The organism is Flavobacterium sandaracinum (assembly GCF_004349135.1).
In the GTDB taxonomy this organism is placed as follows: Bacteria; Bacteroidota; Bacteroidia; order Flavobacteriales; family Flavobacteriaceae; genus Flavobacterium; species Flavobacterium sandaracinum.
The window spans coordinates 18,997-33,835 of the sequence record NZ_SMFN01000004.1; the positions used below are offsets into that span (position 1 = coordinate 18,997).

The 14,839-nt window shown below is 35.3% G+C and carries 12 protein-coding genes and 2 tRNA genes; 2 read left to right on the forward strand and 12 right to left on the reverse strand.

Annotated elements, in window-relative coordinates; all coding sequences use genetic code 11:
- Positions 1–33: 33 nt before the first annotated feature.
- A complete protein-coding gene (locus E0F91_RS04545) occupies positions 34–510 on the reverse strand; it encodes a hypothetical protein (RefSeq protein WP_132065166.1) in 477 nt (158 codons plus the stop codon).
- 42 nt (positions 511–552) lie between these two features.
- On the reverse strand, positions 553–933 hold the full coding sequence (locus tag E0F91_RS04550; RefSeq protein WP_132065167.1) for a hypothetical protein: 381 nt from the start codon (positions 931–933) through the stop codon (positions 553–555).
- Between the two features lie 60 nt (positions 934–993).
- On the opposite strand from E0F91_RS04550, the gene E0F91_RS04555 reads away from it, so the two are divergent.
- Positions 994–1,494: a DUF456 domain-containing protein gene (locus E0F91_RS04555; RefSeq protein WP_132065168.1), complete on the forward strand. Its 501-nt coding sequence runs from the start codon at positions 994–996 to the stop codon at positions 1,492–1,494.
- A 530-nt stretch (positions 1,495–2,024) separates the two neighbouring features.
- Complete coding sequence (locus tag E0F91_RS04560; protein WP_243698840.1) at positions 2,025–2,882, forward strand: class I SAM-dependent methyltransferase; 858 nt, start codon at positions 2,025–2,027, stop codon at positions 2,880–2,882.
- Between the two features lie 6 nt (positions 2,883–2,888).
- Here the strand turns inward: E0F91_RS04560 and E0F91_RS04565 are convergent, their stop codons facing one another.
- The 10 genes from E0F91_RS04565 to dnaE all read right to left on the reverse strand — a co-directional run bounded on the left by E0F91_RS04565 (position 2,889) and on the right by dnaE (position 14,835).
- Entirely contained in the window at positions 2,889–3,590 is a 702-nt protein-coding gene (locus E0F91_RS04565) for a DUF3291 domain-containing protein (protein ID WP_132065170.1), read from the reverse strand.
- Positions 3,591–3,666: 76 nt separating this feature from the next.
- A complete protein-coding gene (locus E0F91_RS04570; RefSeq protein WP_132065171.1) occupies positions 3,667–4,308 on the reverse strand; it encodes a carotenoid biosynthesis protein in 642 nt (213 codons plus the stop codon).
- Positions 4,305–5,765 (reverse strand): 1-hydroxycarotenoid 3,4-desaturase CrtD, encoded by a 1,461-nt coding sequence (crtD, locus tag E0F91_RS04575; RefSeq protein WP_132065172.1) that lies wholly within the window; start codon positions 5,763–5,765, stop codon positions 4,305–4,307. Before crtD ends, E0F91_RS04570 begins: the two co-directional genes overlap by 4 nt.
- A 151-nt stretch (positions 5,766–5,916) precedes the next feature.
- A complete protein-coding gene (locus tag E0F91_RS04580) occupies positions 5,917–6,375 on the reverse strand; it encodes a sterol desaturase family protein (protein WP_132065173.1) in 459 nt (152 codons plus the stop codon).
- A gap of 346 nt (positions 6,376–6,721) precedes the next feature.
- A tRNA-Asp gene (locus tag E0F91_RS04585) sits at positions 6,722–6,795 on the reverse strand.
- Between the two features lie 259 nt (positions 6,796–7,054).
- Positions 7,055–7,128: transfer RNA gene (locus tag E0F91_RS04590), tRNA-Asp, on the reverse strand.
- An 86-nt stretch (positions 7,129–7,214) separates the two neighbouring features.
- Positions 7,215–8,150: a DUF58 domain-containing protein gene (locus E0F91_RS04595; protein WP_132065174.1), complete on the reverse strand. Its 936-nt coding sequence runs from the start codon at positions 8,148–8,150 to the stop codon at positions 7,215–7,217.
- 232 nt (positions 8,151–8,382) lie between these two features.
- Positions 8,383–8,700, reverse strand: coding sequence for a thioredoxin (gene trxA, locus E0F91_RS04600; RefSeq protein ID WP_024980008.1), 318 nt, complete (start codon positions 8,698–8,700; stop codon positions 8,383–8,385).
- A gap of 457 nt (positions 8,701–9,157) precedes the next feature.
- Positions 9,158–10,069, reverse strand: coding sequence for an outer membrane beta-barrel protein (locus tag E0F91_RS04605; protein ID WP_132065175.1), 912 nt, complete (start codon positions 10,067–10,069; stop codon positions 9,158–9,160).
- Between the two features lie 221 nt (positions 10,070–10,290).
- Positions 10,291–14,835, reverse strand: coding sequence for a DNA polymerase III subunit alpha (gene dnaE, locus E0F91_RS04610; protein ID WP_132065176.1), 4,545 nt, complete (start codon positions 14,833–14,835; stop codon positions 10,291–10,293).
- Positions 14,836–14,839: the final 4 nt, after the last annotated feature.

Genomic DNA, 14,839 nt, shown 5'->3' on the forward strand with positions numbered 1-14,839 from the left:
ACAGTGAACAGCTGGAAATAGCTCCAAAAAAATCTACTCTACTTTTAGAATAACCGGAAGTATAAATTGAGTTTTTACTGGAATTCCGCGTTTGATGGCTGGATTTATTTTTGGGAAATCGACCAAACGGGCTTTTAAAATACTATCAATTTTTATCGTGTCATAGGCGACCGAATCTTTGGGGAATTGCGGCTCGAATTGCATCGTTGCGTTTGGAAAAACAGTGACCTTTACTTCAATCGTATCCAGTTCAGGGTAGAGAACCGACAGCGTATCAACACTTAACTTTTCTTGAATCAACTGCGTTAAAACCTCAAAAAAACACTGCTGGCGTTGCTTTTTATCTTCAATTTTTTCACAATCTACTACTGATGGGTATTCATCGACTTCTTTCCAGTTGATGGATTTCAGTTCCTTTTGTAACAATTCCTTTTCCGAAGGTATTTGCTTGTCAATGTATTGACAGGAATTAAAAAATATAAATACTAAAAAGAGGTAATATTGCTTCAAGGTTTTGTTTTTGGATTGAACTAATATGCTATAAAAATACAATTATTTTTTTTGAGATGCTTTCGAAAACAAATAATCTTCATAGTTCTCCGCAAACCATTTCTTTTTGTTTTCGGCCGCAATTTGTTTTTGATCTGGATACAAAGCTGCCAATCGATCTGAAAAAGCAGCAATTTGAATCGTGTAGGTATAGAATTCCTGCTTTGTCAAAACTAAATTTGGGTTTGATTTTTTATCAAAAAACTCAAAAAAAAGTGCATCAAACTCTTTCAAGGAAAAATTCAATACTTTTACTCTGTTTTCATTGTAAATAGTCTCTTTCAAAAACTTATCATTTTCGCCTACTGTTTTCTCTTGCCCGTTTGCCGACCAAAAAGAAAGAGTAAAAAAGAGCAGTACTGAAAATAGTTGTATTAATTTCATCTTATTTGTTAGCTAAATACGTTTTGCTTTTGTGTTTTCAAAATTACTAAAAATAAATTTATGGATATCCTACTTTTAATTCTTGGCTTTGCATGCATTATTACAGGTTTAATTGGCAGTTTTTTACCGGTTTTACCCGGGCCAAGTGTGAGCTGGATTGGGTTAGCACTACTATATTTTACGAAGGCAGTTCCAGCTAATTATTGGATTTTAGGAATCGCGCTATTAATTACAGTTGTAATTTCTGTTTTAGATTACGTGATTCCGGCTAAAGGAACCAAGAGATTTGGTGGAAGTTCGTACGGAATTTGGGGAACAAACATAGGCTTGGTGATAGGGATTATTGCTCCTGTACCATTTGGCTTCCTCATAGGACCGTTTCTTGGTGCGCTAATAGGTGAACTTATATATGATTTCAAAGATCACAACCGCGCTTTGAAAGCAGCTGCAGGTTCATTTGTAGGTTTTCTAGCTTCCAGTTTTATGAAATTTATAGTTTGCATGATGTATTTGGGATTGTTTATGTGGATTGTTTGGGACTATAAATCTGAACTGTTTTAACAGCTTATAAAAAGGGAGGTGTCACTATTTATAAGGAGACAAAAGTTTCCTTACCTACTTTGTTTTTAGTCCATTTGTGATAAAAGCAAATTGAAGATTACTATTTTAATCGTGCAAAATATTATTTATCAGAAAATACAGGGGAAATTATCAATTATGATAGAATGATTTCCTTTTTTTGGAAGCAAGATTGAATTTAATGCTAATTTAGATGAATATTAAATTGGCTTTAACAACTAAAATAACGAAGATAATATTTGAACTTTGACCACAGCAACTTGCTATCCTTTGCTTTTTTTAAATTTGAACAATTAAAAAAGAAGATGTAATTTATCTGTAAAATGATACTTATAGCAAATTAAGATACAATTGGTTTTATCCAAAAATTTAAATTATCGTGCGATACGATTTTTAATTTTCAAAAAAATCAATTAAATTTATATAAATACGGAAAAACTATGCATCAACTTCACAATTGCCCCATTTGCAACTCACGGGCTATTAATTCATTTATTCAAACAACAGCTCAGATGCATTCAAGCAACGAGTTATTTAATTTTGATCAGTGTGCCAAATGTCAACTGGTTTTCTTAAACCCAAGAGTTGAATTAGACGAATTAAAAAACTACTACACTTCGCATTACCTGCCTTACAGGGGTTCTGAAGCGTGGGGGAAATTTGAAAAATTAGTTGAAGGAAGCCAGCAAAAGTTAGATTTAAAACGAGTGCAGCGGGTAAGAGATGCTCATTTCATATCATCAGAGTCGTTAATTTTGGATGTTGGTTGTGGTAAACCATCTTTTTTGAAAGCGTGTCAGCAAAAGTTACATTGCCAAACAATGGGGATTGACTTTAGCGACGAAGGATGGAAAGAGCAAGAGGCCAGCTTTGAAGGATTAGATTTGCGAGTAGCAGAAATTAAAGAGTTACCAAGTAATTTGCACCCCGATGTTATCACGATGTGGCATTATCTGGAGCACGACTACACTCCATTAGAAAATCTTACCTATTTAAAATCTATTGCGAAACCATCTACAACACTTGTTATTGAAATTCCCAATTTCGATTCTGCCAGTAGAAAAAAATACAACAAAAATTGGGCTGGTTGGCACACACCGCGTCATATTTCATTATTTTCTCCGAACAACATAGAAATGTTACTTAATAAAAGTGGATGGAAAGTCACCAAACTGTTAACTCATGGCACCATGGATCCTTACCTGCTCTATTGGATGAGTGAAATGGAAAAAAAGGGAATACAGTGGGATAAAAATATGGAAGACGAATTTTGGAATTTCATGGTTGGAATGGTACAATTCATGCCCAAAAAATGGATGGAAAAAAAATCATCTCTCGGCATTATGACCGTAATTGCAACCCCAAATTAACGAATTTTATAAACTTAAAAGATCTTTCCCTTCCCAAGTTCCAGATGATTTATAGGGTTGAAACCTAGAAAAAAGTTCTTCTGAATACCATTCATATTGGCGTGTTTTCTTAATAGCTTCTTGATGTTGCTTGCTTTTATAGGCAAATTGTTTTACCGAGTCAAAATCCTTCCACAAACTGAAAGTTGCCATTTGAATAATGGGAACCTCGCCTACACCTTTAGTGTAGATCAAGCCTTCATTTCCGTCTAAACCCTCTTCAGAAGTGGGAACGTATTTCCAAAACTTTATAAGCCAGTTCCATTTTATAGTTGCTCGAGTAATAATTGCAATTGGTAAATTTTGTTCTAGTTCCGCCCCTTTTTCAAAAGGATTTTTGCCAACCCAAGTCCCAACTGCTGAAATATTTTTCATGTAAAGTGTATATAGTTCCGCTGTATGTTCCTTATACTGTTTCATCAAATCAGAAGATGTAAAAAAGGTTTGGGCTGCTTCTTCTGATTCCCAAACTTGTAGTAAACAATATACAGACCAATCAGGCAAAGGGTTGAAACCTCTTCCTTTTCCACTGCCCATCAATCTGTAGAAAGTCAAACCATTTACTTTTTTTAAATCTTTATTAGCGAATTGCATCATACCAAAGCCCCAAGCTTTATCGCTAAACGAAGCATATCTAAAAAAGGTAATTGTACTAATTTGTTTGCTCATGATCAAATAATTTCTAATTAATTATAGTTAAAAGTTAGGAATATAGGTTGCAAATACTTTTTTTTCGACACTTGATTTAAGTGATTGAAAAATACAATGCGACAAAAAAGACAAATTGTGCAAGTAGAATAACAGCGCTAATTTTAGGATTTATTGTAGGACGAAATAAGTAAATCAACCCGTGAATAAAACTACTGGTTGCAAACCACATCACGTAGTTTTGAAATGGAACTACACTATTCTCCCAACTCCAAAAACCCAATTTCATAGCAACCGGTTCAATGAAAAAATCCAAGGCAGTCATTATCATAGAAGGAAAAATGACAAGTAAAAACGGCTTTTTAGTAAAATACTGAACAACCCCATAAGAACTTAATGACAAAAACAGCCAATTGACACCAATCACTAAAGGGGTTTCAAAAACTTTAATTCCAAATAAATCACCATACGAATAGCTACCAAATAACACGCCTGTTGCTACTCCAACTGCCTCAACTGTAAATCCTATCAAAAAAATTAGCACCGATAGGATTAAAAACTTTTTACTAAAATCATTATTAACTTTGTAAAAAACAAATAGTGTTAGTAGTAAGTTAAGAGGTGTGAGCGGCAAAAAGAAATTTTTATATTCTTGCAGCGCTATTCCGAGTGTTCCAAAAAAATAGAACAAGAGCAAAATTCCAATCCAACGATTTTCTATTGATATGGTTTTTATCATTTTACGAGTTTATCAATAATTTTTGCGGACAATAAGGCCAAAGGAATTCCACCACCTGGATGTACACTACCACCACAAAAAAACAGATTCTTGTACTGCGAAGAAAAATTCTTGTGGCGAAAGAAAGCGGCAAACCTATTGTTGCTAGATGTCCCGTATAGCGATCCTTTATACGAATGTGTTTTATCTTGTATGAGTTGTGGAGTTAATTGTTGTTCAAATTGGATCAAATCCTCTATACTTTCACCCAAATTTCTTGAAATTTTGGTTAAAATATTTTTTCTAGCTTCGGCAATTAAACCATCCCAATCTTGACCGTAAACGGACGGGACATTAATCATTACAAACCAGTTTTCTTTTCCTTTGGGAGCATCTCCTTCATTTTTTTTACTAGTAATATTGATATAAATAGTGGGATCTTCGTAGATCGTTTTTGTTTCAAAAATATGATCAAATTCGGCTTTATAATCTTCTGTAAACATAATGTTATGCACATCCAATTGCGGAAATTCTTTATTAACTCCCCAATAAAAAATAAGAGCAGAACTCGATCGTTCTTGTTTATCCACCTCTTTTAATTTTTTTGCAGAAGGAATTAATTTTTCATAAACGGTATGAATATCAGCATTACATACGACTAGATCAGCAGCGTAAATACAAGAAGCTGTAGTAACACTTTTTGCCAAATTATTTTCAGTTCCAATCGCAATAACTTCTTGATTAAAATGAAAAGTAACACCAATTTCTTTGGCTAATTTTACTAAACTATTGGTAATCTCATGCATTCCGCCACGAGGTAAGTAAGCACCAAGACCAAACTCTAGATGCGGAATTATATTCAATATTCCTGGGGCTTTATATGGATTTGATCCATTATAGGTGGCATATCTGTTAAACAACCGAATCGTTTTTGAATCGGAAAAGGTATTTTCATTGACCTGATTCATTGTATTAAAAATATTCAAAAACGGCATTTTTAAGATAGCCACTAAAGTCGAAAAAGAAAGAAATGAATTTATTTTATGAAGTGATTTGTTTAGAAATTGATCTTTAGTAGCGCCATAAATAAAGGCACTTTTATTTAGATGCTTTTTCACTTTTTCAGCAGAATCAGTTGTTTTACGTTCCATTTCTGCTGCAAAAGCATCGATATCTGAACTTGCTATGATCTGTGTTCCATCCTCATAAAAATAATTACATAAAACATCAAGTTGATCATAATTGAAATAATCCGAAGATTTTTTTCCCGAAAGATCAAAAAGCTCCGTAACTAAATTAGGCATTGTAAAAAGCGAAGGTCCAGCATCAAACCTAAAACCATTCCCACTAATTTGGGTTAGTTTTCCACCAGGATAAGAGTTTTTTTCAAGAACTTGAACAGCGTAACCCTTGTTTTGCAACCGAATTGCTGCGGCTAGTCCCGAAATTCCAGAACCAACAATGATTGCCTGCTTCATAAAGGTTTTGCTATTAAAAAAATGTCTATGTAAAAGATAGTTATTACGATTCGTTTTCGTGACTAAAAACTGCGGTTCTGTTGAAAATATTTATAGTTTAAAAGAAAAGCTAAGAAACATTTGTTAAGCACTATTTTATAAACATCTCGTTTTAAACATTTACTTTTTTAAGCTCTTGTTTTAAAAATTTCCAGGGAACAATCAACATTCCAAAACATTCACCTTCCTCTTTTCCTCTATGTTTATGATGCACTTTGTGCGCTCTACGAATCGCTTTTAAATAAACATTTTCAGTGTTTCTAAACCATTTAAATCTTTGATGAATAAAGACTTCGTGAACTAAAAAATAAGCTAATCCATACGCTAATATACCAAAACCAATATACATCACTGTCCAATAACTGTACATTGAACCTAACATAATGCACAACCAAGATGGAATGGCATAAATTAGGAAAAAAGCATCGTTTTTTTCAAAAAAGACTTCCTTGTTGGGGGTATGATGATCAAAATGTAAATTCCATAAAAAACCATGCATTACATATTTATGCGTAAGCCAAGCCATAAATTCCATTCCCCAAAAAGTTAAAAAAATAATTATAAAACCCATACCTATTAATTTTAAAATCAAACAAAGATTACATGCATTTTTTAGATTCAACAATCGATAAAACAGGATATGCTGTTATGATTATCGTTTTTTATAAGAAAGCTGTGAGTATTAAAATGGATTGTAAAGGTAAGAATTTAAAAAGATAATTTTAGCTAATCTAAGCTAGTATATTTGGATCAATCCTTAAAGTTTTAAGGAAATATTAAAATGTTGATTTTAAATTTTAGATTAATATACAAATGCGAAAGTATTGTTCTTGAACCGTTTCGTTATCATCCTTGATTATTAAAGTTCTTAAAAACAAAAAAGCCTTTCGGTTACGAAAGACTTTTTTAATTACTAGCGGTCTGGACGGGACTCGAACCCGCGACCCCATGCGTGACAGGCATGTATTCTAACCAACTGAACTACCAAACCAGTATTTTTTTAATCCGTAAGGCTCTAATGCTGTATCCCAAACCTATCTCGTCCTAAAAATCGAGATAACAGACATGCATTCTAACCAACATCACTCATTTTAAATCAAAAAAGCTATCCACCAGGGTGGAAAGCTTTTCATTGGTCTAACTACTAAACCCGCTACGAGTTACAAATTCGTAGCAAACAACACAACTAACGTTAAAAACCTTATGGGGCAAAAAAGCCTTTCTGTTACGAAAGGCTTTCCCCAATATTGCGGTCTGGACGGGACTCGAACCCGCGACCCCATGCGTGACAGGCATGTATTCTAACCAACTGAACTACCAAACCTCTGCGTTATTGCGGTGGCAAAGATACAATAGATTTCCGTTTACGCAAGCGTTTTTTGAAAAAATAATTGATAAAATCTTGCCTTATTATCCAAAGTTTTGTTTTTCAACCAAGTATGCTATTAATATTTTTTCAAAACTTTCATCTACACTCACTGGAATGTACTTTATTCGGTTTTGCGAACAGGTCAAAGCGAGTTTCTTAAAGTAACTTGTTGCCTGTTTTTTGTATTCTTCCTTCACATTATCGGCAAAAATAGCAACCTCCTCTCCTGTTTCAACGTCAATAAACTTCCTTGGCGCATTATCAAAGTCAAAATTTAGCTCTGTTTCGTTATCCACAACATGAAATAAAACTACTTTATGCTTATTATGTTTCAAATGTTGCAAGGCGTTAAAAAGAGCTTCATCCGATCCTTCAGGACCAGATTGAAACATGTCCGTAAATAAAACAATCATCGAACGTCGGTGAATTTTTTCGGCTATTTGATGTAAGTAAGTAACCGTATCCGTATTTTTCTTAGGTGTAGGTTGCTTTAAAAGCCCTTCCAGTGTATTCAAAATCATTCTATGATGGCGATCACTGCCTTTTTCGGGCGCATAGTACTCGTATGTATCGGAAAACACACTTATTCCCACAGCATCACGCTGCTTCTTCAATAAATTCATTAAAACTGCCGAAGCTAGGACCGAAAACCCAATCTTATTCTCAAAAAAGTTCTGATTGTCTTTTAATTTAGGATAATGCATTGATGACGAATTATCAATAATAAGATGACACCGCAAATTAGTCTCTTCCTCAAAACGTTTGGTAAACAGGCGATCGGTTTTGGCAAACAGCTTCCAATCAATATGCTTCGTACTTTCGCCAGCATTATAGACTTTATGCTCAGCAAATTCAGCCGAAAAGCCATGAAACGGACTTTTGTGCATTCCTGAAATAAAACCTTCCACGACTTGATTAGCCAACAACTCCAGATGCTGGAAACTGGAAATTTTTTCTATTTGTGATTCTATCTTCATATCTCAAATGTATTAAAAGATTGAACGATTTAAAAATTTAAAGATTGAAAAAAAATAAAGCACAAGCCCTGATTCGCTCAAAATCTCTAGATCTCATTATTAGCGAAGTAACCGATTTATTTAATAAAGTATCATAAACATAGGAATTTAAACCCAAAAAAAAAGGCTTGACTTTCGCCAAACCTTTTCTTTTGAATCCAGTGAAGATTCTATATAAATCATAATCTACCGATTACAACAAAGCGTCTAAACTATCCGCGTAAGTTTGCTTTGGAGCAACTCCTACTTGCTTTCCTACTACTTCTCCGTTATGAAAAACCAATACGGTAGGAATATTTCTAACTCCGTATTTAGCAGCAAATTCTTGATTTGCATCAACATCAACTTTACCTACAACAACTTTACCTTCGTATTCGTTGCTCAATTCATCAATGATTGGACCTACCATTCTACAAGGTCCGCACCATGCTGCCCAAAAATCCACCATTACCGGTTTGTCTGATTTCAAAACTACTTCCTCAAAAGTAGCATCTGTTATTGCTAATGCCATAATTTTTTATTTAAAGTTTATCGTCCGAATATTTTATAGTTCCGAACCAGAATACAAATTTAGAAATTAAAAACAAATCAAACACTATTCCCAAATTAGTTTTGACTATAAACACATTGTTAATTCCTATCTTTATTTACTGCAAATTCCATTCTTCAGCATTAGAAGCCATTTCCCGCTATGCGCTGTATCTTTTACATAACTACCTATAATCAATGTTAGTAAACACGATCTAAATGATTTTTAAAAAAAACAGCTGGAAATCCACAGACTAAATTAAGTTATTAAAAAAATATTTTTATTACAAAATTGATGAATATTCCATTTCTAAATCAATAAAATTAAAATCAGTGAATCTGTGGCAGAAAAAATGAATCATCTATTTTCCGGACACTTCATTTTTAAACAAGAAAAGGGATGTTTTTTCAAACATCCCTTTTCTTGTTTAAAAGCTGTATTACAAGCTGTATTTCAATCCTAAAGTCAATCCAAGACCACTGATTCCAACATACGAACTTAATTCATCCATTGGTTTGGTTGAATCCAATCCATTTGGATTTGTCGCAGCATTATTTGAATTTACATCCAAACGATCTACATAATTAGTATGAATCTCGGCTTGAGTTCTGCCCGCTAAAGTATTCTGACCGTTGGCAGTAAATTCAGTTGTTTCTTTCGATTTTCCATGTACAGTAAAATTACGGTATTCAACTTCTCCAAAAACAGAAATATTTTGCCCTAATTTATAAGAGGTCCCTAATGCCGCCATGAAACCAACAGTTGGATTTGGCTTTACCTTATCCACGCTGTGAACTGCTAAAGTAGCTGGACTAGCAACTCCTGAAGGCACAACCGCATCTGTAGTGATTTCTAAATCCCCATGAATTGGCACAAGAACTCCAACTTTCGTGTAAGGTTCAAAACCGTTTTGTTCCCCTAAGAATAAAACTAAAGCAGGCGCTAAATCAAAAGCACTAATTTGCCCCACGGATTTAAAATTATAAATGGGACGACCACCTGAAACAAAAATTTGATCGGTAGTAGTTTGAGCCATAGTTTTATCAGCACTAGAATAATAATTGATTCCCATTTCTACACCCAAACGTGTATTGAATCTATAACCAACTGTTGCTCCTGTTCTAAAACCTTCACCAAACGAGCCTGTAACACTTTCTTCAGAAATTAATCTTCCACCTACATACACTTTATCTAATGCTGCATTACCTCCAACCGTAGGAAACTCGGTAGCTGCAGTTTGCACAAAATAAGACCCGCCTAATTTAAAATACCAACTTTCTTTCTTTTCCGTTTGCCCTACCATTGTCATGGAGCAAATCGCAAATCCTAATAAAAATAACTGCTTTTTCATAATTTCGTTTATTATCATTTATGTAAAAATAAACCATTTACAGTGAAAATTTAATAACAAACAGAACCAATTATATGTTAAAAATGATTAAAGCATAACAATCAGTTGGTTACAGAAGTGTAAAATATTAATACAGAATACTATCTCAATTCCGAATCAGCATCATTTCATCCACAGTCAAATAGAGGCTTTTCTACATTCCGTTTACAATCCATCAATCTTTAATTCAACTTAAAATTAATTTGCATTTTTTCCAGCTCAACTAACAATTCATTAGAAATCTTGATTTTCAGTTTCCTACTCGGCATGGTCAATTTAGTCAAAACCTTTATCTCTTCGACTTCTTCTACTTTTGCTACAGCATTTGTTTCTGGAATTTCGAGAGCTTCCATTTCAGAATCTTCATTTTCGTCAACAAAAGCTATCTCTTCATTTTCTATTTCAACAGGAGCAACGACCACGAGTCGCTTCGTTTTCTTTAATTCCATAATTTCAAATGACACCGTATTATCGCCTTTATTTTCTTGAAAAAGGTGGCTTAATTTATGTATAAAATCATTTTCTATATCTGAAATATTCAGAAGCAAGATTAATTTCTTAGCGAAAACACTCAACACATCCTGCAATTGTTTAGCATCAGTAAACTGCATTCTTGGTTCTGACTTTTTTCCTGTATCTCTATTTACCCATCCGTCTTTAATCAGGATTTTAAAGTAAACAAAATTATTAGGCAGCAAGTAGCGATGAAAATTCAAGTATTCTTCATTGAATATTTTAAATTCAAAACTTTCATCAAAACCTTCTAGGTTAAAAATAGCCCATTCCTTACCGTTTTTGGCTATACGCCTTTGCACATTAGAAACGATACCGCCAAAAGCAAGCGTTTTACCCACATATGCCTCCATATTTTTAAGTGCTTCCAATTTCGAATTGCAGAAATATTTCATTTCAAATTTAAAATCATCTAACGGATGTCCCGAAATATAAATTCCTACCACTTCTTTTTCTCTAGCGAGTTTTTCCATCGTGCTCCAATCCTCGCAAGGAGGCACAATAGGCTCGGCAATTTGCACTTCGCTAGTGTCCCCAAATAAACTTACTTGCGCCGAATTCTCATTTTCCTGAAATTTCGAACCATACCGAATTGCTTTTTCATAAAAGGTAATTCCATCACCATCATCATGAAAATATTGCGCTCTTGTTGTGTTTCCAAACGAATCAAATCCTCCCGCCAAAGCCAAATTTTCAATTGCTTTTTTGTTAGCGGCACGCAAATCAATTCGCTTTGCTAAATCAAAAATCGATTTGTATTTTCCATCTTTTCTGTTCTCCACAATTGTTGCTACAGCACCAGAACCTACCCCTTTTATGGCTCCCATTCCAAAACGTACCGCATAATCATCATTTACAGTAAACTTATAAAATGACTCATTCACATCTGGACCTAAAACTTGCAATCCCATGCGCTTGCATTCTTCCATAAAGAATGAAACCTGCTTGATATCACTCATATTATTAGACAATACCGCAGCCATATATTCTGCTGGATAATTGGCTTTCAAATAAGCGGTTTGGTATGCAATCCAAGCATAACAAGTAGAGTGTGATTTATTAAAAGCATATTCCGCAAAGGCTTCCCAGTCTTTCCATATTTTCTCCAATTTATCTTCGGCATGACCTTTGGCAGCAGCCTGACTGATAAATTTGGGTTTCATTTTGTCCAAAACATCCTTCTGCTTTTTTCCCATCGCTTTACGCAAAACGTCGGCATCACCTTTAGAGAAATCCGCTAATTTTTGAGACAAAAGCATTACTTGTTCTTGGTAAACGGTAATTCCGTAGGTATCTTTTAACAGTTCTTCGCAGGCATCCAAGTCATAAATAATTTCCTCTTCACCATTTTTTCGCTTGACGAAACTCGGAATATAAGCAATTGGTCCCGGACGATACAACGCATTCATGGCGATTAAATCGGGAAAAACCGTCGGTTTCAATTCCTTCATGTATTTTTGCATTCCTGGACTCTCGTACTGGAAAATCCCTACCGTTTCACCACGCTGAAAAAGTTCATACGTCTTTAAATCGTCAATTGGGAATTCATCTGGATTCAGGTCAATTCCGCTGCGGTATTTGACTAATTTAACAGTATCTTTTATCAAAGTTAGGGTTTTCAAACCCAAGAAATCCATCTTTAACAAACCAGCGCTTTCCACGACCGAGTTGTCAAATTGGGTAACATATAAATCAGAATCTTTGGCGGTAGCCACAGGAACAAAATCAGTAATATCGCTTGGCGTAATAATTACTCCGCAAGCATGAATCCCTGTATTTCTTAAGTTTCCTTCTAAAACTTTGGCTTGCTGAATGGTTTCTCCACCCAAATCATCTTCATTGGCAAGGCCAATTAATTCTTTTATTTTATCGTATTCCTCCGGACGAACCGCTTTCTTAATAATGTCTTCTTTCTCATTTAAAAAACGGGCTAAATTCCATTTAGAAGGCATCATTCCCGGAATCAATTTCGCAATTTTATCGGCTTCAAATAACGGCAAATCCAAAACACGAGCGGTATCACGAATCGCTGATTTTGTTGCCATTTTACCATAGGTGATAATTTGCGCCACTTGTTTCGAGCCGTATTTTCGGATCACATAATCCATTACGCTGCTTCGGCCTTCATCATCAAAATCGATATCAATATCGGGTAGTGACACACGATCCGGATTCAGGAAACGCTCAAAAAGCAGGTTGTACATCAATGGGTCGATGTTGGTAATTTTCAAACAATAGGCCACAACTGAACCTGCCGCAGAACCCCTTCCCGGTCCTACCGATACGCCCATACTTCTCGCTTCGGCAATTAAATCCTGTACAATCAAGAAATAACCCGGATAACCAGAATTGGAAATCGTCAACAATTCAAAATCCAAACGTTCTTGAATTTCTTCAGTAATTACGGGATAGCGGCGATTGGCTCCTTCAAAAGTAAGGTGTCTCAAATACGCATTTTCTCCTCGTACTCCGCCATCAACTGCATCTTCGGGATTATTAAATTCGACCGGAATCTCAAATTTAGGAAGCAATACTTCTCGAGCCAAATCGTAAATTTCAATCTTATCCACAATCTCCGAAATATTCGAAATCGCTTCCGGCAAATTGGCGAAAAGCTTTTTCATTTCGTCTCCCGACTTGAAATAGTATTCTTGATTCGGCAATCCGTAACGATAGCCACGACCCCGACCTATTGGAGTGGTCTGCTTTTCGCCATCACGCACACAAAGTAAAATATCGTGTGCATTCGAATTTTCCTTATCTATATAAAAAGTATTATTTGTTGCAATAATTTTCACATCGTGTTTTCTTGCCAATGAAATCAAAGACGCATTCACCCGATTCTCATCTTCTTGATTGTGACGCATCACTTCGATGTAGAAATCTTCCTTGAACTCGTTTTTCCACCAGATTAAGGCTTCTTCAGCTTGGTTTTCACCAATATTTAAAATCTTATTTGGGATTTCACCATAAAGATTTCCAGACAAAACAATAATATCTTCTTTGAATTCCTGAATGACTTTTCGGTCGATTCTGGGCACATAATAAAATCCTTCGGTATAGGCGATGGAAGACATTTTAGCCAAATTATGATAGCCTTTTTTGGTCTTCGCCAAAAGCACTATTTGGTATCCATTATCCTTAACCGACTTGTTTTTATGGTCTTCGCAAACAAAAAATTCACAGCCTACAATGGGTTTCATCGGAACTTCGGTAGGTTCCTCTCCATTTTCTATGGCTACTTTATTTTTGGCTTCAGCCGCCTTATTATGGTATAAAATATCACGGACAAAATGGAAAGCACCCATCAAATTCGCATGATCCGTCATGGCAACCGCAGGCATTTTTTGCTGTGCAGCCGCTTTTACCAATGCCGCAATACTGATGGTGGATTGCAACACTGAGAACTGCGTATGATTGTGCAAATGCACAAAAGGCGCATCAATAAGTACCTTTTTATTCTCAGAAAGTTCTGCTCTGGAAACTGCCGGCGCTTGTTTTTCTCCAAACTGCTGACGAATTTTATCCGAAGCTTCCTTAAGATTAATATGTTTTAAACCAATGAGTTTGATCTCACTTGGATTCTTACTTTGAAAGTCTTGAAAATAAGTGGCTGGAACATCGAGCTCCTCTTTGGTAAAAACATCACGACGAATTAATTCCAAGAAACAACGCGTAGTTGCCTCGACATCGGCAGTGGCATTGTGCGCTTCGCCGAAAGGTTTATTAAAAAGATACGAGTGTAATTCCGTTAAGGTTGGTAATTTAAATTTCCCTCCTCGACCACCAGGCAACTTCAATAAGGAAGCGGTAACTTCAGTACAGGTATCCAAAATAGGCATGGAACTCATTTGGCTCTCAACGCCCATTCTGTAAAATTCGCACCCCATAATATTGATATCAAAACCTAGATTTTGACCCACAATAAATTTGGCTTTGCCTAAAGCTACATTGAATTTCTCTAAAACTTCGGCTAGCGAAATTCCCTCGGCTTCCGCCAATTCTGTAGAAATACCGTGAATTCGTTCCGCGTCATAGGGAATATTAAAACCTTCGGGCTTGACCAAATAGTCTTGGTGCTCGATGAGTTTTCCCATATCATCGTGCAACTGCCAAGCGATTTGAATACATCTCGGCCAATTGTCCGTGTCAGAAATGGGTGCGCCCCAGCGCTTTGGTAATCCTGTAGTTTCAGTATCGAATATTAAGTACATAATC

What these genes read in the sequence shown, in the direction of transcription:
- E0F91_RS04550 (WP_132065167.1), bottom strand. Translation starts at nt 933, where the DNA reads ATGAAATTAATACAACTATTTTCAGTACTGCTCTTTTTTACTCTTTCT.
- E0F91_RS04555 (WP_132065168.1), top strand. Translation starts at nt 994, where the DNA reads ATGGATATCCTACTTTTAATTCTTGGCTTTGCATGCATTATTACAGGT.
- E0F91_RS04560 (WP_243698840.1), top strand. Translation starts at nt 2,025, where the DNA reads ATGCATTCAAGCAACGAGTTATTTAATTTTGATCAGTGTGCCAAATGT.
- E0F91_RS04565 (WP_132065170.1), bottom strand. Translation starts at nt 3,590, where the DNA reads ATGAGCAAACAAATTAGTACAATTACCTTTTTTAGATATGCTTCGTTT.
- E0F91_RS04570 (WP_132065171.1), bottom strand. Translation starts at nt 4,308, where the DNA reads ATGATAAAAACCATATCAATAGAAAATCGTTGGATTGGAATTTTGCTC.
- crtD (WP_132065172.1), bottom strand. Translation starts at nt 5,765, where the DNA reads ATGAAGCAGGCAATCATTGTTGGTTCTGGAATTTCGGGACTAGCCGCA.
- E0F91_RS04580 (WP_132065173.1), bottom strand. Translation starts at nt 6,375, where the DNA reads ATGGGTTTTATAATTATTTTTTTAACTTTTTGGGGAATGGAATTTATG.
- E0F91_RS04595 (WP_132065174.1), bottom strand. Translation starts at nt 8,150, where the DNA reads ATGAAGATAGAATCACAAATAGAAAAAATTTCCAGTTTCCAGCATCTG.
- trxA (WP_024980008.1), bottom strand. Translation starts at nt 8,700, where the DNA reads ATGGCATTAGCAATAACAGATGCTACTTTTGAGGAAGTAGTTTTGAAA.
- E0F91_RS04605 (WP_132065175.1), bottom strand. Translation starts at nt 10,069, where the DNA reads ATGAAAAAGCAGTTATTTTTATTAGGATTTGCGATTTGCTCCATGACA.
- dnaE (WP_132065176.1), bottom strand. Translation starts at nt 14,835, where the DNA reads ATGTACTTAATATTCGATACTGAAACTACAGGATTACCAAAGCGCTGG.